Below are 18,334 nucleotides of genomic sequence, written 5' to 3'. Positions count from 1 at the left end.
TCGGTCAACACGGTCTGCCGACGTTTCGGAACGCGACCCAGGGACGCGCCGGCGCCCTCGCGGTCAATCCAGCCCCGGAATGCGCGCCGGCCGCCCCCTGGGCCGCGCATCGGGCGTGTTCTGCCGGGATGCCAGCCGGAACTCCGTCGGCGTCAGGCCATGCCGCTCCTTGAAGCGTCGGGCGAAGTGGGCCTGGCTGGCGAAGCCGCTTCCGTAAGCCAGCATGCCGATCGGCAGGTGGGCGCAGGCGGGATCGGTCAGGCGCTTGGCCGCGAGCTCCAGGCGGCGCTCCCAGATGTAGTCTGAGATGTGCCGGCCACGCTCGTGGAACAATTCCTGAAGGCGGCGCAGCGACACGCCGACCGCGGCGGCGAGCTGTGGCGGGTCGAGGGTCTGATCGCTCAGGTTCGCCTCGATATAGGCCATGGCGCGCTGGACCGTGACGGTGCCGTGGGTGGAGCGCGGCACATTCTGCGCGAGACGCTCCGCGAGGCTCGCCACGATCAGGTCGATCCCGATCGACGCCATGCGCGCGGCCGCGTCGGGGGCGAGCCGGTCACCCAGCCGGACAAGATCTCGGAAATAGGTGCTCGCCAGGGTCGCGGAGGCGAGATCCGCGCCGACTGTGAGGGCACTGAACAGCCGGGACGGCCCCAGAACGGTTTCCAGGCGCTCGCGCGGCAGATCGAGCACCAGCGAACTGCTCGGCTCCGTCATGCAGACGGCCGGACGCGCATTGAGGACGACGAGATCGCCGGGCCGGGTCTTCGCCTCCTGGTCGCCTTGTTGGTAGCTGGCGTTCCCGGAAAGCCTCAGAATGGCATAGACGCGACTGTGCCGACCGTTCCGCCGGACCATGTCGGCTGTCGCTTCCGTCCGCAGGCTCGTGTGGGCGAAGTGCGAGATCGGCACCCCGCCGATATCGGTGACCTCGAGCTTGCCACGGAAGTGGCCGGCGTCATCGGTCTGCAACGCGACGGGTACCAAGCGTTCACAAACCATCTCCCGCCAACGCCGGAACGCGGCCTTGGGATGAACTTCATCGGTCGAGAAGAACGGTTGCATTCGTGTTTCAGGGCGAAGGCCGAACGGCCAATACAGTTCCTACACGGTCAATTTCCATTAGCCATAAGTTGCGCGCGGTCAATGACGATAGATACCGCTTAAATAAAGCGAACGCATTGCGACAATAAAACAAAAGCATCGCGATAATATTATTAAAGCGAGATGTATTGCATATATTATTATAAATTGCCGTTCGATTAATTCCATCCGTATCTCAGATCGCCCCTCGTGTTGGACATAAGGAAGCGATTTTGTCCCTGTCTCGGCCTGACCCGCTGGTCGGCCTGAGAGATCGAGAAGGGTCACACGGTCCAGATCCGCGAAGGCCGCCGGACGGAGCGCCGCGCTGGCGGATTTCCAGTACAGGTACGGGAAGATCCCCACACGCCGGTCCCACTCCGGGATGGTGCGCGTTCGGAGAGAGCCGGCGAACCTGCAGCTTCGAGGAAGGACCGGACGCCTGTCTCGGCGCCAAGTCCAATTGCGCCCGGGCCGCCTACGGCTCTATCAGTCCTCACGCGTCAGGAGGCATAACCGGAGGAGGCCCTTGGATCCGCTCAAAGCCGCCGCAGCGACCCTGCTCTGCCTCGCTCTGTTCTGGCTGGCCTTCCGGCTGACCCGGCGCCTGGTCGATCTCGCCATCGCGGGGGGCTACGCCGAGGAGCGCCGGCGGCTCGCCGAGGAAGAGGCCGCTCAGGCCGAGGCGGGCGCCGTTCCGCAGGCCTCGGCCATCCGGGCCACCCCGGCGAGCTTCGCCGCGAACAGGGACCAGTCATCCGCCGCGGCGATCGGCGCCCACAACGCCTCCACCTCGTCGATCAGGAGCGTGCAGGGCGCCTCCGCGAAGTAAGGATGGTCGAGCCGCGCGCCCGGTGCGGGCGCCAGCGGTTCCAGCGCGGCCCGCACGGCCGTGAAGGCCTCGGACCGGTACTGCGCGGCGGCCGGTCCCGCCTCCGCCCGCCCGGCGCTCGCGAGCCCCCCGTACCAGTCGAAGAAGAACCGCTCGAAGGGCGCCCGCGTCTCGGCGAGGAACCGCCAGACCGCCGAGACCAGCCGGTCGGTCTCCGGCTGCGGCGCCGCGGCGAGGCCGAGGCGGCGGAACAGGGCTTCGGCGAAGGCCGCCTGCAGGGCCGGGCCGAAGCCGGAGAGGGCGGCTTCGAGGCGCGCCTGGGGGGCCAGCGTCAGCAGGCAGTCGGCGAGCCGGGCGAGATTCCAGAACAGGGCCTCGGGCTGACGGCCGAAGCTGTAGAGCCCGGTCTCGTCGAAATAGGCCGCGGTGAAGTCCCGGTCGAAATGCGGCAGGAAGCGCCAGGGCCCGTAATCGAAACTTTCGCCGGTGACGTTGATGTTGTCGCTGTTGAGCACGCCATGGACGAAGCCGGCCGCCGCCCATTGCGCGCCCATCCGGGCGACTTTGACCACCACATCCTCCAGGAAGGCGACGCCGCGATCCTCCAGGCCGGCCCGCCAGAGATCCGGCCTGTGGGTCTCGATCGTGTGGTCGAGGAGCCGGGCGACGTTGTCCGGTTCGCCGAGCGCCAGGACGCGCTGGAAGCTGCCGATCCGGATATGCCCGTGCGAGAGGCGCACCAGCACGGAGGAGCGGGCCGGCGAGGGCTCGTCGCCGCGCATGAGGTCCTCGCCGGTCTCGATCAGGCTGAAGCTCTTCGAGGTGTAGACGCCCTGTGCCTCCAGGAGCGCGGTGGCCAGCACCTCGCGCACGCCGCCCTTGAGGGTGAGCCGTCCATCGGCGCCGCGGGACCAGGGCGTGGTGCCGCTGCCCTTGGTGCCGAGGTCGAGCAGCCGCCCGTCCTCGAGGTCGTGCAGCTGCGCGAACAGGAAGCCGCGGCCGTCGCCGAGCTCCGGATTGTAGGAGCGGAACTGATGGCCGTGGTAGCGCAGGGCCAGGGGCGTCTCGAAGCTGCCGGGCAGCGGCTCGAACCGGCCGAAATGGGCGATCCACGCCGCCTCCGAAAGGCCGCCGAGGCCCACCCGCTCCGCCCAGGCCTGATTGCGGTAGCGCAGGATCGTCTGCGGGAAACGGGCCGGGGTGACCGGATCGAAGAAGGCGGGCCCGAGCTCGGCGTGGCGCCGGGAGGGCTTGAAGGCGGTGTCGTCCATGCGGCGCGTCTCTCGGGTCGGGCCGGGCGTGCCCCTCCCCTCACCAAGCCGGCGGAACGGGATCCGTTGCAGCATTCCGGTTCTTGCGCGCGGAACGAAGCAGGCCGGCGTCGCAGGCGGCCTCGGGCGTGGTGCTGTGGGCGTGCTTCGCTCTGCGCGCAGGGGCGGCCGGCACCAGGGCTGCCGTCGGCGCCCGTGCGTGTGAGCGCGATCCGCCTGGCCGTGCGACTGTCTAAAAGGAGTGGTCTCGTGGCGGTCTGCTACCGCGCGGACGGTCGAGGACGCAGACATTCGAGCTGTGGCAGCAGGGGTCGACAGTCGTGCGCTCGGCACCAGGAGCGCATCGCGCTGGATTGGACATGCCCCTGCCCGATCGATCGTAAGCGAGACCGCTTTTCCGAGGTCTGACGAGCCGACACGATCCCCCGACAGCATGGGGGCCGGATTGGGGTGATCCAGCCTGCCTGTCTGGCACGCGTCGGAGGAGCCCTCGTTTTATGGACACGGTCCGGCGCCGATATGAGACGACGCGGTGGGTCGGTCTACAGAATGTCCGGGTCCTTCAAGCGCGAAACGGCCCGCGCATGCGCCCCGCAGCGCCAGCGCTCCTTCAAGGCAGGTCAATCCCGGAATGACCGCGATTGTTCGATGCGGCCTTGCGACGGGACGAACGATTTAAGGCTTATCGGGGATCTCAAACTATTTTATCATCCTCGCGATGTAGGATGTGATCAGATATATCTATAAATATCATGCTCGGCGCGCCAATGAAGAGCAGGTCTATTGCATAGATGCGCATCTAAGACTGAAATTACGAGACACCCCATCTCGCCGTCGAATCTCTAAAAGAGCTATTGTTTATCGAATGAAGAAGATAAAAATTAATCATAGCCCGAGCGTGTGATCTGTCACTTTAAGTCGGTCAAAATCAATTTATGAGTTGATGCCATAACCGCTAGTGGATGGCGGGCATGCGGTGGGATGTAAGTTTTTGGAATCCATACGAGCCCTCCGCCCTACGCCCGTTCGACCAGATATTTTTGTGACCCTCTATCTTCAGCAGGACAATCGAAAATCCTGCGCGCGCCAAGGAGTCTGTTCAATGCGTATGATCAAAGGTTTTATAAGAATTTGGCTCGTCGTGTCCGCTGCTGCCGCTTCAGTACTGCTGGTGTATGTCGTGAACCAGTCCGCCCCGGCCTGGGTAACCGCTGTTCTGCTGTCCCCTTTGTTTTTGATACCCATAACGCAAACCGATGAATTTCTGGCGCCCGTCATAAATTGGGTCAGGCGCGGGTTTCACGGCAATCCTTCCGACAACCCGCATTGACCAAGTAAAAAATTTCCAAAACTTGTTGCGCATTGGGGTAATTGGAATTTGATTTTGCGACCGTGAATAAATTATTGCGGCCAACAGTATATTCTATGAAGAGTGCGGATTGCGAACGACGCCGGCAGGCGGTGGCGGGATACCGACAACCGCGTCCGGCCGCATTCGTCCTCGGGCTACCGACCACCTGCGCCTGTCACCGTCCCGGATCTGGCCTTCCGGCTTCCCATGGCCCCGGCCCTGCAGCAGCCTCTCAATCAGCCTGGTCAATAATACTGGTCAACTCAGCGTCTATCGCACAATTAGATCGTATCTTCTAACAGTTCACGTTTAATGGAGATCACTTTTAGCGCTTAATAAAAGTCTTTAGTTTATAAAACTATTGACCGACCGCCTCACAACCTCAGCGATCATAGAAAAGGTATATTTGCCGATAACTCACTCTTAGATTTGTTTTTGGCTGAGATTTGTTAGATTTTGACATTACGCCATTTCCATACCATAAGCCACATTGCATCAGAGTTCGTCGAGAATTCATGCATTACTAGTGATGGTATATTTAAATATAGACAAAAATACATGCGGACACTATTTTCAACGGAGAAATTTCATCCTCGCGACAGATTTAGAAGCTGGCGCGATGCCATGTCTGACATGCGCGTGCCGGCCGAGCAGAAGCGCCTGACCGACGATCCATTCGATGCCAAGATAGAAGTTGCTACCGTCGGCTCGATCGAAGCGATACGCACCTCCCATGGCGCTTTACGCGCTGAGGCGACGCCCGACCTGGTCAGGAATCATGGCCAGGAGAATGCTGTCGGAATATTCTTCCGGCAGGCAGGAATTGCAAAGACCGGTCAATCCGACAGGACCTCGGTGCAACGGCCCGGCGATCTCATGGTGCTCGACTGTCGTCCGGCGGCGCAGGAATACAGCTCGGGCAGCCAGATGCTCACCCTCCACATCCCCCGCGAGCGGCTCGAGTCTGTCCTCGGTCCAGCTCGGCTCTACAGCGGGCTGACCATCGGTGCAGACCTCGGCAGCACCGCCTTGGCGACAGGCTTCCTCACTGAGCTGATGCGTGTCAGTGATAGCCTCACCCCGGCCGTGGCAGACCGCATGTCGGCCATCGGCATCGACCTGATCGCGGCCAGCATCGCCGAGCGCTTGGCACAGGAGGTGTCTCGCCCCTTGCATGAAACAGTCACGGTCCAGCGCGCCAAGACCTATGTCGAGGCTAATCTGGGTGACCCCGACTTCGGACCTCCTGAACTCGCCGCGGCTGTCGGCGTCTCGCTGCGCCGGCTACAGGAGATGTTTCATGAACGTGGCAGGCACGTGTCCGACTACATCTGGGAGCGCCGTCTTCTGAGGGCCGGGCACCAGCTGAGCAATATCGAGCATGGCCATCTGCCGATCGGCACAGTCGCGTATAGCTGCGGCTTCTCCAGCCAGGCCCACTTCTCCCGCCGCTTCAAAGCGCATCACGGCATGACGCCGAGCGAGTTCCGGCAGGCTGCTCTTGAGGTGGCCCGGTAAGGGCCCTCATCCGTTGACGATCCGGTCCTGGGTGGCGGTGGGAGCATCCCCGGCGCGCAGGTCGGGAAGGTCCGGTAGGCGCGATTCTCTGAACATGGAAAACCCGACGCGTTACTCCGACGCACACGGATGCGTCTCCAGCGGCTCGACGAGGGCTCGCCCAAAGGTCGGGAAAACGGTCGTCTTTCGAAGATGCAGTCGGATAGGACAATGTCGGCTTGGGGTGACGGCTGTGCGGGAACGCGTTTTGGTGTGTCGGTACGGAGTTGTGACAGCGCGCGCGGTGCCGCGTGCTCTTACGTCCCGTCGGCCCTCGACAGGTCGCCCACAGGCGCAGCCCGGGCCCAGCCGGCTCACCAGCGGTAGGAGAGGCTGCCCTTGACGGCATGGTCCTGCGCCCGCCGCCCGATCTGGCCGTCATAGGCCAAGCCCAGCCGCGCGCCCGGCGCTATTTCCCAGTCCAGCCCAGCCGACACCACCGCCGCGTCCTCGGCCAGCGGCCCACCCCCCGTGCGGAACGCTGTGCCCCCACCCCGGAACGCCAGCAGCGCTGCCGGCGCCACAGTCCCGAATGCCCGCCGGTAGCCGATCAGGCCCCGCGCCACGAGCGGACCTGCGCCTCCGAACAGGTCCGCCACAATCGCCTGCGCCTGCGCTCCCGCCGTGACTGTCTCCACCCCGTAGCTCCGGCCGAACACCGCCAGCGCCGCCGAACCGCCCGTTTCGGTCAAGCCGTCCTGGTGCAGCCGCAGCATCGCGACGCCCACGAACGGCTCGACGGAGCGCGCCGCTCCGCCCATCCGGTAGCCGACTTCGCTGAAGCTCTGCAGCGTCGTGCCCCCGGCCCGGCCCGTGATCGCCTGCGAAAAGCCCGGAAACAACACCGTCCGGTGGGTGTCGAGTGCGTCGCTGCCGGTGGTGGCCGTTGTGGTCACGGTCGGCCCGGCGCCGTTCAGGGCCTGGGCGAGGTTGCCCTGGTTGAGCGTGGTGGCCACGCTGGTGAGCGGCGCCGTCTGAGCGAAGCCCAGCGACACGCTGTGGCCGTCGTAGGCCAGCGACGGCGTCAGGAAGGCGAGATTGCTCGTTGTCTGCAGGCTGCTGAACTGGCCGGTGACGCCGCCGGAGGCGGTGAGCAGCGTGTAGCGCAGGGCCGGCGTGTAGGTGCCGGCGCCCGCCAGCACCTGCACGGTGCCGCCCTGGATCGTGACCGGGCCGGTCACCGCGGTGCGGTCGTTGGCGGTGGGCGTCACCTTGACCGTGTAGAACGAGCCCGGCGCGAAGGTCAGCGGGCCGGTGATCGACAGGGTGCCGATCGCCGTGGCGCTGCCCGGCGCCAGCCGACCGCCGGCCTCGATCAGCGGGTCGCCGATCTTGCCCGAGCCGGCCAGCGTGCCGCCGCTCTTCACCGTCACCTCCGAGGCGGCGAGCACGCCGTCGATCTGCAGGGTGCCGCCACGGATCGTCGTGGCGCCCGTATTGGTGTTGCGGCCGGTGAGCACGGTGGTGCCGCCTCCCGCCTGCGTGAGGCTGCCCGATCCGGAGATCGCGGGGGCAAAGCTCACGGCGTCGGTCCGGTCGAACACCAGGGCGCCGTCGTTGACGACCCCGGCGGTCGCCACGATCGCGCCGGCGGTGCCGCCGTCGCCGAGCCGCAGGGTGGCTCCGCGGCCGATCGTGGTGACGCCCGTGTAGGTGTTGGCGCCGGTGAGCGTGAGGGTGTCGCCCGCCAGGGTCAGGCCGAGCGGACCGACGCCGTCCCGGATCGTGCCGGCGAAGCTGCCGGCGCTCAGGCCGGCCACCGTCAGGACGGCCGGGCCGCCCGCGCTGCTGGTCACAACCGTCGCCGGCGAGGCGCTGACCAGGGCGCCGACGGTGTTGGCGGCGCCCGCGAGGTCGAGGGTGCCGGTGCCTGCCAGGGTATGGGGGGAGGCCGCCGCAAAGCCGCCCACGCCGCCCGCCTTCAGGACCGATCCGTCGCCGATCGTGGTGGCACCCGTGTAGGTGTTGGCCGTCGAGACGGTGGTGCCGTCGGTTGTGGTGAGCGTGGCGGGGCCGGAGATGCGCGCGACTGTTCCGCCCGCAGCGGTGACCGGGGCGGTGAGCGCGCCGTTCTGCAGGGTCGCGCCCTGGCCGAGGCTGACGGCGGCCTGGGTCTGGCGGGTGCCGCCGAGGTCGAGCACGCTGGTGGCGCCCGTGATCGTGGTGGTGGCCAGGGCGCTGCCGAGAGTGCCGGCACCGCCGAGGGCGAGGGTACCGGCCGCAACCGTGGTGCCGCCGCCATAGGTGTTGGCGGCAGTGAAGATCGCGGTGCCGGTGCCGATCTTGGTCAGGCTGGAGCGGTTGCCGCCATCTCCGATGCTGCCCGAGACGGTCAGGTTGCCGGTGCCGCCGAGCGCGATGTTGCCTGCCAGCGTGATCGCGCCGGAAACACCGGCCGTGCTGGTACCGGTGAGCGCGCCGACCCAGCCGGCTCCGGAGCCGGCGAGCGTCAGGGCATTGCCGAGGGTCACGCCGTTGACGTCGAGGGTGGCGCCAGCCGAAACGGTGGTCGCCGAGGAGCCGAGCGCATGGGCGTTTGCGACGCTGAGCGTTCCGCCGGAGAGGGTCGTGGTGCCCGTGTAGGTGTTGGCGCCGATCAGGATCGTAATGCCGGCGAGGTGATCGACGCGGCCCCGGCCGGTGATCGTCGTCGCGAAGGTGACGGCCGTGCCGTCCGGGTTGCCGGTATGGTTGAACACCAGGGCGCCGGTGCCGGCACCGAAATGCACCTCACTGGCCTGCACGGTGCCGGCGGCGACCGCCGCCTGACCCGCTCTTGCGCCGATGGTGAGCGTGCCGCTCGAGCCGTTGCTCCTGGCGAGCGTCACCGTGCCGGTTCCCCTTGCGCCGAATGAGACGCCTCCGCCTTGCGCCACGGTCAGCGCGCCTGCGCCGAACTGGCCGACCGTGAAGGTGTTTTGGGGCGTGAGGCGGGAGCCCGCACCGCTCACCGTGGCGGCGGCGCCGAAATCGATCCCGCCGCCGGCCGTCGTCAGCGTGCCGCCGCCTTCGAGCCGGAGGCGCGTGGCGCCCTCGACGCTCAGCCCGCCGCCGGGGGTATTCCGTCCGGTCAGCGTCCACGTGCCGCCGCCGGACACGATCAGGGCGGCGAGGCCCCCCGTGATGTTGCCCGTGAGGAAGCCGCTGCCCGGCCCGCTGAGGCACAGAGAGGGATTGGCGCCGGCGGCGCCCGCGATGGTGCCGGACAACGTCAGCGTGTCCGCCGCGACGGTGATCGTGCTGGTCCGGTTCAGCGTGATCGCCCCGGCATAGATGTTGTCACCCGAAACGCTGCGCAGGGCGCCCCCACGGCCGATCCCGGAGCCCGCGAGGGACAGCGGCTCGTCGCCCACCGCGATCCCGCCCTGCAGCGCCAGGGTCGCCCCCGAGGCGACGGTGGTGCCGGTCGCCGCCGTGCCGTCCGCAGCGCCCAGAGCCGCGCCGTTCTCGATGACGAGGGTGCCGGCCGAGACCGTGGTGGTCCCCGTGTAGGTGTTGGCGCCGATGAGCCTCTGGGTGCCGCCCCCCAGGGTCAGGCCGCCGGCGCCGGCGATCGTGCCGCCGAAGCGGCCGCTGGCGTTGGACAGCGTCAGGATCCTGGCGCCCAGGGTGACGGCGCCGGCCTGGCCGGGAGCCGTGTCGGACAGGCCGGCGATCGCGGTGCCGGCACCCGAGACGCCGGAGATGTCGAAGGTCCCGCCCGTGGCCAGCGCCACGCCGCGCGACGCCGCGATCGACCCCGTGGCCGCCAGGGCCAGCGTGCCGCCCGCGATCGTCGTGGCGCCCGTGTAGGTGTTCGCGGTCAGGAAGGTCTGCGTTCCGCCGCCCAGAATCAGGCCGCCGGTCCCCTGGATCACGCCGTCGAAGGCGCCGCGGGCCCGGCTCAGCGTCAGGGTCTTGTCGCCCAGCTCCACCCTGCCATCACCCAGGGTGCTTTGCTGGGTCAGGGTGGCTATGGAGGTTCCGGTGCCGGCGATGCCCGAGATGTCGAGGGTCGCCCCGGCGGCGATCGCCATCTGGCTCGACGCGGCGATCGAACCGGATCCGACCAGCGCCAGCGTACCGCCGTACACGAAGGTGAGGCCGGTGTACGTGTTGACGCCCGCCAGCGTCAGCAGGCCGGTGCCCTCCTTGAACAGGTCCCCGGTCCCAACGATTGCCCCGGAGAAGGCGGTCGAGGCATTGTCGCCGCCGGCGTGCAGCGTTCCCGAGCCAAGGGCGACGGTTCCGGCTCCGGCGAGGGAGCCGATGGTCTGGCTGAAATTGGCAAGGTCCAAATTGGCCCCGCCCGCGACCGTGACCGCCGAGGCCGGCGCGAAGGAGCCGGCCGCCCCCGCCCGCAGGGTCCCACCCAGGATCGTCGTGGCGCCCGTGTAGGTGTTGGCGCCGGTCAACGTCTGGGTGCCGCCCGCCAGCGTGAGGCCGCCGCTGCCCGAGATGGTGCCGCCGAAGCTGCCGTTGGCGTTGGTGATCGCCAGGGTCTTGGCCCCGAGGGCGACAGTGCCGGCCTGGCCGGGGGCGGTGTCGGTGAGGGCCGTGATCGCGGTGCCGGCGCCGGTTAGGCCAGAGATGTCGAGGGCGGCGCCGGTGGCGAGCGCCACCCCGCTGGAGACGGTGACCGCGCCGGCTCCCGACAGGGCGAGGGTGCCGCCCGAGATCGTGGTCGCCCCCGTGTAGGTGTGGATGCCCGACAGGGTCAGCGTGCCGGTGTTCACCTTGGTCAGGCTGCCGCTTCCGAAGATCGTGCCCGCGTAGGACGCGGCGTCCGATCGGTCGAAGACCAGGGCCCCGGTATTGGCGATGTCGGCCGTGAGCGATCCGGCGGTGGCGCCATTGCCGATCGTGAGCGTGGCCCCCGCCGCGACCGTCGCGCCGCGCGCGTAGGTGTGGTCGTCCGTGAGTGCCCAGGCGCCGCCCTTGACGTTCAGCACCTCGAAATTCACGACGTTCGCCAGCGTGCCGGTGCCGGGCCCCGTGGCGGCCTTGTCCAGGTTGAGCGTGTCGGTGCCGGTCCCGCCGTCGATCCGGCCGGTAATGGTCGAGCCGGTGATGGTCGAGCCGGTGAAGAGGTTGAGGATGTCGTTGCCGCCCTCCAGGCTGATCGCCCGGCCGCTGTTGCCGGTGATCGTGCCGTAATTGGTCAGGACGTCGTCGCCCTCGCCCATCTGGATCGCCGCGCCGTCGCCGCGGATGAAGCGGGCCGCGCCGGTGCCGGTGTAGCGGACGCCGTCGAGGGTCCCGACCGAGCCGCCGTCCACGCGGCCGTCCTTCAGGAGGACCACCCCGCTCGGATCCGGGATCGTGCCGTTGCCGATGATCGTGCCCTTGTTGACGATCGTGTCGGCGTCGGCCGCGGTGCCGGTCTTGTTCTCCAGGCGGATCGCGTAGCCGCCCTTGCCCTCGATCGTACCGCCGACGTCGTTGGTGATCGTGGTCGCGGCGGCGCCGGAGCGGCTGTTGTCGGGGTTCGAATCGTTGTTGACCACGATGCCGTAGGCGGCGCCCGAGATCGTGCCGGAATTGGTGATGGTGCCGCCGCCCAGCGAGATGCCCTCGCTGTTGTTGGCCCGGCCGTTCTTGTCGTAGCCGCCCGCCCCGGTCCCCTTGATGGTCCCGTGATTCCCGATCGTGCCGGCAAAATCGATGTCGACGCCGTCGCCGTCGCCGTCCTGCGTGCCGTTGCCGGAATAGGCCCCTTCGATCGTGCCGTAATTCGTGACCGTCCCGCCGGCGTCGGAGCCGACACCCGAGCCGTTGCGGCCGGTGATGGTGGCGTTCGCCGCGTTGTTCACCGTCACGGAGCCGGCGCCGTTGCTGCCGCTCAGGGTGACGCCGTGGCGGGCGCCGGAGATCGTGCCGCTGTCGTTGTTGTTCACCGTCCCGGCGGTAGCGGCCTTGAAATCGATGCCGTCGGCCTTGTCGGCGGCCTGACCATTCGTCCGGATCGTGCCGGAATTGTTGACCGTCGCACCCTGGCCCGGCCGGATCGCGTCGTCGCCGCCGGACGTGATCATCCCGGTGGCGGCGTTGTCGATCGTAACCGTGGCGGCGCCGCTGGCGGCGGCCTCGAAATCCAGCGCCCGCTTCGTCGATGACTGTATCGTTCCAGCGTTGTTCACCGTCACGGTGCCGCCGGTCGGGTTGACGTTGATCCGGAACGCGTCGCTGTCGGATTTGATACGCGCGCTCGTCTTGTTCTCCAGCGTCAGAGTGCGGGTATTGTCACTGCCCGTCGCGTCGATCGCCCGGCCGCCGGCCTTGGTCGATTCGATCGTGCCGGCATTGGAGATTTGCAGATCGCTGGACGCATCGTTCCAGTTGATCGCCGCCTTCTTGTTGACGGAGAGCTTGCCGCCGGGTTCGATCGAGAGTCGATCCGTGCCCGCCAATGTCTCGGTGTCGGTGTACGTGTTCCCGCCCGAGATCGAGTAGTCGGCCGCGCCTGCCGGCAGGATCCAGGACTCGGCGGACAGCGCCGCCAGAGCGGCAACACCGATGCGGACCTTGCGCTGTCCCAAGATAAAATTCCCCCGCCTAAGGCGCAGCAATAATTTTATATGATGACGAAGCTGCGACGCTTCGTATTTTGTCTTTGAAAACAATCAATGATCATTATATCAATATTTACTTTTATTGAAGTTTACTGTATTATTATAATGTGTTTCCGCAATCTATAGTGCAAATATCTGCAGCCGTCTGAGTCTGCGCCGGTGCCGGGAGCGACCCTCGGCCACTCCGCGGGCTCCTGACCCGCGCAGGCCTCGCGCAGGGCAGCCGCCCCGACGGTTCCGGCGCTCACGATCTGCCGGACGCGCCGGCCCCGCCCCCACGGCACGCGTCGAGCGCCCGCTGCACCTCTCGGCGTAGGGCGACACGGTGAGGGGCGCGGTCTTCGGGATCGGGCAGGTACCGGCGGGCGACGCGCTCGACCGCGGCGCAGGGACTCTCGGGCGACCCGCTCGGCCCCGGCGGGCGCGCCCCGCTGTCACCGGCTGGTGGGACCGGCACGCCCGGACCCGCCTGCGGGACGGGCCCGTTGCCCGGATCCGCAGCCGCTCGACCGATCGGGGCGCAGGCGGCGATCAGAATGCTTGCAGCAACCGCAGAGCGGCATACGGCCCGTCGATGAATCATCCTCGCCCCCCAAAGTCTCGAAGGCGCCGTGCGCAGTGATCGACGGCCTGCACAAGCATTGCCGCAGACCCCACAAGCTTTTACAGCTCTCGCACGACTCTTCCTGCAGCCTAGCTGCGACGCAACGACTTGACTTGATCAAACTTGCGATCCGGCTTCGCATGGAGGGATTGTGGCCGAGGACCTGAACGACCAGATCTCCTGGGAGCGAAATCTTCTCACCCGGGATCCGCGGATCGCCCACCGCCCGAGCAGCTCACCCAAACGGCCGCCGCCGACGATGCTGGACGACCCCAGGATCGCCCGCGCAATACGGCTCATCGAGCGTAGCCCGGCTGAGAAGATCGGCCTCTCCGACATCGCGCGCCATGTCGGGCTCAGCCTGTTTCACTTCCAGCGCCTGTTCCAGGCCGTGATGGGTGAGACGCCTTCCGCCTACATGCGCCGGACGCGCCTCGACCGCGCCGCCATGAACCTGCAGATGAGCCGCCAGCCCATCACGGACGTCGCGTTGAATGCCGGCTACGCCAGTCACGAAGCCTTCGTGCGCGCCTTCCACCGCCAGTTCGGCGCCGTGCCGTCACAGTACCGGATGGTCGCCCAGCAGGCCCTGCCGTTGAAACCGGCGGCCCCGATCGCGGGCGGCGAGGTGGCCCGGGTCGAGGAGCGGCCGGCCTGTACCCTGCGCGCGGTGCGGTTCCATGGGCCGTATCCGGCCTTCGAGGCGCACTGGACGGCCTTTCACGGCTATCTCGCGTCGATCGGGATCGATCCAGCGGACGTGGAGGCGGTCGGCATCACCTACGACACACCGTTGATCACCCCGGACGCTGTGTTCCGTCATGATTGCGCGATCGTCGACCGCGGCCTGACTGTCGCGGACGAGCTGCTCCAACCCGTCGCGTTCCGGCCGGGCCGCTACGTCCGCATGCGCCACCGGAAGCCGTTCCGCGCCATCCTGCAGACCTATGCGGCCCTGAGCCTCGACTGGCTCCCCCGCTCGGGGGAAACGTTCCTGCCGGACGGGAACGGGGGCTACAAGGTCTACCATAAGCCGCCTTGGACACGGGTCGGGCAGGTCCACGACCTCAGCGTGGTGCTCCCGCTCGCCTGAGCCGGGGCAGCCGTTGGACGACACGCCGGTTGATCCGCCCCACTCAAGGGGCCCGCCCTGAGATATGGCTTTCGGACCAGGACGAGGACGAACAGGTGGGAACGACGCGGCACAAGCCCGAGGACGTTGTCGCCAAGCTGCGGCAGGCCTGCAGCCGCTCGCTGTCGAACGGCCGCGCCTGGCGGTTGTCGGTGCGCGGATCGTGCCCCGTTCGGCTCGGAGCGTGGGGCGCGTGATCATCGATCCGGATCGGTTCCTCGAGACGCCCGCTGGCCGCCTCTGGACGCCGGAGCTCAACCGCCAGGCCTGGGCGGCCGCCTTCGATACCCTCGATGCCGCCCTCGCCGCGGCGACGCCGCCCGTGCAGGTGATCGTCGTGTGCGGCGTGCAGGGGGCGGGCAAGAGCACCTGGGCGCACGCAGCGGCCCGCGATCACCCGAACGCCATCGTCTTCGATGCCGCGCTGCCCGGTCGCCGGCACCGCAAGCCGATCATCGACGCGGCCCGGCGCCACGGTGCCCGGGTGTCGGCCGTCTGGATCGACACGCCGCTCGCCACCGCGCTGGGCCGGAACGCGGCACGCTCCGCCGACAGGATCGTTCCCGAGGCCGCTTTGCGTGCCGTGGCCGAACGCTTCGAGCCGCCCAGTCCCGATGAAGGCTTCGACGCCGTGCGCATCGTGCGCCCCTGAGAGCGCGGGAGATCCCTTGGCCAAGCTCTGGATCCTGTCCGACCGGCACCTCGAGACGGTGCTGTATCCGGATCAGTTCCGGTCCGAGCCGCCCGCCTTCGACCTGCTGGTCGCGGCCGGCGATATGTGGGAGGCCGACCCCCGGCAGACGTTCAGGGTCCTGCGCCGCCTCGCCAATGACGAGCCCGTCGTGTTCGTGATGGGCAACCACGAGCACTGGCACGACATCGTGCCCGCGGATCTCGCCCGCGCTCAGATCCTGGCCGGATGCCGGTTCGTCGGCACCACCCTGCGGGGCGATTGTCGGTTGGCCGGACAGCTCGATCCCAACACGCCGACCGGCAAGCCGATCGATGTCGCCCATGACGGCGGCCATCACCTGCTCACGGTCGGGGACGCCGCGGCCCTGCACCGTCACGCCCGCGCCGAGCTGGCTGCGCTCATGGACGAGGGTGATGGGGCGCTGCCGCTCATCGGGGTCACCCACCACGCCCCGCATCCGGACTGCATCGCTCCCGCTTGGCGCGGCACCTGGAACGCAGGGAGCTTAACCTTGGACCTGTCCGCCCTGACCGATACCGGCCGCACGGCTCTGTGGATGCACGGCCATGTCCACCACAGCCTCGACCTGGTTCGGCCCGGCGGAGCCCGGATCCTGTGCAACCCGGCCGGTCCCCGCTTCGCCAATCCCGCCTTCGACGCGGCTCGGGCGATCACGATCGGCTGATCTCACACGGGCTCAAGCCGAGGGGGCGTCGCGTGTCAGCCCTTGGACGAACAGCTCGGCCTGATCGACGAGCAGGTTCAGATGCGCCACGCTGTCGCTCATCTGGCCGACCAACGCCGCGGTGAGCTCGGTCAGCCGGGTCTCGGCACTCGGCTGCACGCTCTGCAGATTGGCAATCTGGGCCTTCAGCTCGGTCCGTCTCCGACGCAACAGCTGCAGGAGCGTCTCGATCCGCGCCACGACCAGATCGGCGGCGAGCGCGTCCGTCCGTGATCGGAGGGCGGTCTCATCCTCCTTGGAGCCCAGCGGGATGTTCGTTCCGGTCATGGCGGCTTTGTTCTGCCTCAAGGTGAAGCAGCTTAGGCCGTGACACATTCCTCAGGCTGACCGGCGTCGGCGATGACGCTCGGATGGCCGAGCCCCGTATCGCACCCGATCCAGCCGCCTGCACGCAGTCGGGCGAGCGGGAGGGGGCTCGGAGCCCGCGCCAGTCTCAGGCGGCTCGGACGGTGGCGAGGAAATGCGCCACCTCCGCCCCGAGATGCTCGGACTGGCGCGACAGCTCGTCCGCCGCGCTGAGCACCTGGGCCGCGGCCGCGCCCGTCTCCTCGGAGGCCTCGGCCACGCCGGTGATGTTGCTCGTCACCTCGGCCGTGCCGGTGGCCGCCTGGGCGACGTTGCGCACGATCTCCTGCGTGGCGGCGCCCTGCTCCTCGACCGCCGCGGCGATCGAGGCCGCCACGCCATTAATCTCCCGGATCCGCGCCGTGATCGCCCCGATGGCACCGACCGCCTCGGCCGTCACGCCCTGAACACGCGTGATCTGGCCTGAGATCTCCTCGGTGGCCCGGGCGGTCTGCCCGGCGAGTTCCTTGACCTCGGCAGCGACCACCGCGAAGCCGCGCCCGGCATCGCCGGCGCGGGCTGCCTCGATCGTGGCGTTCAGCGCCAGCAGGTTGGTCTGCCCGGCGATCGAGGAGATCAGCCCGACCACGTCGCCGATCCGCGCGACCGTCCCGCTCAGCTCCTGCACCAAAGCCGCCGTCTGATCCGACTCGTCCACCGCCGCTTGCGCGAGCTTGGAAGAGCCGTCCACCTGCCGGCTGATCTCCTGCACGGACGTGCCCAGCTCCTCGGCGGCGACCGCCACGGTGTTGACGTTGCTCGCGGCCTGTTCGGCGGCGGACGCCACGGTCGTGGACTGGCCGGCCGTCTGGGTGGCGGTGGCGGTCATGGCCTGGGCGGTGGCCTGCAGGTCCGTGGCCGAGGACGAGACTTGGCCGACGATGCTGCCGACCGCCCGCTCGAACTCGTCGGCCAGCTCCAGCATGGTGCGCTTGCGCTGCGCCTCGGCGGCGGCCCGCGCTTGAGCAGCCTCCAGCTCCAGGTGCCGGCTCCGGATCAGATTATCCTTGAAGACCTGCACGGCCGCCGCCATCGCGCCGATCTCGTTCTTCGTGGCCGTGTCGGGAACGACGAGGCTGGTGTCACCGTCAGAAATCCGGCTCATGACCTGTGCCATGCGGCGGATCGGCATCGAGATCCTCCGGACGCAGACCACGATCACGCCGCCGCACATCACGAGCACCGCGCCACCGCCCAGCAGGAAGAGGACGAAGCGCGTCCGGGCCGCGGCGATGCGCGCCTTGATCAGGTCGAAAGCCCGGACGAACAATCGATCGCGAAGTTCGACGATCGCGCTCATGGCCGGGACATAACGGGCGGCAAAGTCCTGCACCGTCAGGGTCGCGGCCTGACCGGATAAGCTTTGGGCCACGAGATCGGCGGCCAATTTCTGGCCGCCTTCGATGTATTGCGCCCGCATGGTCCTGATGAGCTCATCGACACCCGCATCGTTGCCGATTTTCCCACGGGCGAGCAGGATCTGCCGCATCTGTGCGTCGACATAGCCGCTCAATCGATTGTATTGCCCGATCTCCTCGTCCGTCATACGCCGCCTGGTCACGAGAGCAGGGGTGAACACGGATCCGATCTGACCCGCGAAGTCACGCAGCTCCGTCGCGGTCCGGGCCATCGTCAGCCAGGAGCCCAGGCTCGGATCGGCCGACATCGTGGCATCGTCCACAGCATTCAACGCCTGGTCGAGCACTGGCGGGACGGCGATCAAGGCCTTCACGATCCCCGCCACCGCGTCCTGGGATCGCTGTGCCTGAACGTGAGCCGTCACGGCATCGGCCTGCTGCCGCACGGTGGCGAGGTGCCGAACGGTCTCGGAGACGGCCTCGGCAGCCTTGGCTCCCCATCGCTCTGGCAATGTGGACACGGCGAGGCTGGCCTCTCGTAGGGCCGCATCGGTGTCGGTGCGAGCGTCGCTGAGCGCCTGCTCGACAGCGCGTTGCACCGGTCTCTCACTGCCGAGACTGCTGTTGGTGGGCCCCCGTTCCTGCGCGATGCGGGTCGAAGCGCCCAGGATCTTCAACGACGCGGAAGCACCCGTCAGCGCATTGACGCTATCGCTGTATGATTTGTACTCGTCGATTTCCATCTTCGCAGTAACAGTCACGCACAGCGCACCGACACATCCCGACACAGCGACGATCAAAGTCGATATTT

General features: G+C 67.7%; 10 protein-coding genes and 1 pseudogene. 6 read left to right on the top strand and 5 right to left on the bottom strand.

Annotated elements, in window-relative coordinates; all coding sequences use genetic code 11:
• Positions 1-63 precede the first annotated feature (63 nt).
• Together P9K36_RS26340 and P9K36_RS26335 are read right to left on the bottom strand one after the other, a co-directional pair.
• Entirely contained in the window at positions 64-1,065 is a 1,002-nt protein-coding gene (locus P9K36_RS26340; protein ID WP_052083704.1) for a helix-turn-helix domain-containing protein, read from the bottom strand.
• Between the two features lie 693 nt (positions 1,066-1,758).
• The gene (locus tag P9K36_RS26335) at positions 1,759-3,186 is read right to left on the bottom strand and encodes a protein adenylyltransferase SelO (protein WP_043759807.1); all 1,428 of its coding nucleotides are present in this window, start codon (positions 3,184-3,186) and stop codon (positions 1,759-1,761) included.
• A 1,042-nt stretch (positions 3,187-4,228) separates the two neighbouring features.
• Between P9K36_RS26335 and P9K36_RS26330 the strand changes: the two genes are divergently transcribed.
• From P9K36_RS26330 to P9K36_RS26320, 3 genes and pseudogenes are all read left to right on the top strand, one after another.
• Positions 4,229-4,516, top strand: coding sequence for a hypothetical protein (locus tag P9K36_RS26330; protein ID WP_148311267.1), 288 nt, complete (start codon positions 4,229-4,231; stop codon positions 4,514-4,516).
• Positions 4,517-4,648: 132 nt separating this feature from the next.
• Positions 4,649-4,789: pseudogene (locus tag P9K36_RS26325) on the top strand (IS3 family transposase); the annotation flags it as partial.
• Between the two features lie 372 nt (positions 4,790-5,161).
• Positions 5,162-6,055 (top strand): helix-turn-helix domain-containing protein, encoded by an 894-nt coding sequence (locus tag P9K36_RS26320; RefSeq protein ID WP_335645394.1) that lies wholly within the window; start codon positions 5,162-5,164, stop codon positions 6,053-6,055.
• Positions 6,056-6,408: 353 nt separating this feature from the next.
• Here the strand turns inward: P9K36_RS26320 and P9K36_RS26315 are convergent, their stop codons facing one another.
• Positions 6,409-12,612, bottom strand: a complete 6,204-nt coding sequence (locus P9K36_RS26315) for an autotransporter-associated beta strand repeat-containing protein (protein ID WP_278306227.1) — start codon at positions 12,610-12,612, stop codon at positions 6,409-6,411.
• Between the two features lie 788 nt (positions 12,613-13,400).
• On the opposite strand from P9K36_RS26315, the gene P9K36_RS26310 reads away from it, so the two are divergent.
• The 3 genes from P9K36_RS26310 (at position 13,401) to P9K36_RS26300 (ending at position 15,760) form a co-directional block, all read left to right on the top strand.
• The gene (locus tag P9K36_RS26310; protein WP_236961866.1) at positions 13,401-14,342 is read left to right on the top strand and encodes an AraC family transcriptional regulator; all 942 of its coding nucleotides are present in this window, start codon (positions 13,401-13,403) and stop codon (positions 14,340-14,342) included.
• 232 nt (positions 14,343-14,574) lie between these two features.
• Positions 14,575-15,033 (top strand): AAA family ATPase, encoded by a 459-nt coding sequence (locus P9K36_RS26305; protein WP_043759802.1) that lies wholly within the window; start codon positions 14,575-14,577, stop codon positions 15,031-15,033.
• 16 nt (positions 15,034-15,049) lie between these two features.
• Positions 15,050-15,760, top strand: a complete 711-nt coding sequence (locus P9K36_RS26300; RefSeq protein WP_043759801.1) for a metallophosphoesterase — start codon at positions 15,050-15,052, stop codon at positions 15,758-15,760.
• A 12-nt stretch (positions 15,761-15,772) separates the two neighbouring features.
• On the opposite strand, the gene P9K36_RS26295 is transcribed toward P9K36_RS26300, so the two are convergent.
• Both P9K36_RS26295 and P9K36_RS26290 read right to left on the bottom strand, forming a co-directional pair.
• Positions 15,773-16,087, bottom strand: a complete 315-nt coding sequence (locus P9K36_RS26295; protein ID WP_043759799.1) for a hypothetical protein — start codon at positions 16,085-16,087, stop codon at positions 15,773-15,775.
• A gap of 166 nt (positions 16,088-16,253) precedes the next feature.
• Entirely contained in the window at positions 16,254-18,266 is a 2,013-nt protein-coding gene (locus P9K36_RS26290; protein ID WP_244447699.1) for a HAMP domain-containing methyl-accepting chemotaxis protein, read from the bottom strand.
• Positions 18,267-18,334: the final 68 nt, after the last annotated feature.

The organism is Methylobacterium sp. 391_Methyba4 (assembly GCF_029691625.1).
Lineage (GTDB): Bacteria > Pseudomonadota > Alphaproteobacteria > Rhizobiales > Beijerinckiaceae > Methylobacterium > Methylobacterium fujisawaense.
The sequence above is the reverse complement of the archived record's forward strand: the minus strand, read 5'-3'. Positions and strand labels throughout refer to the sequence as shown.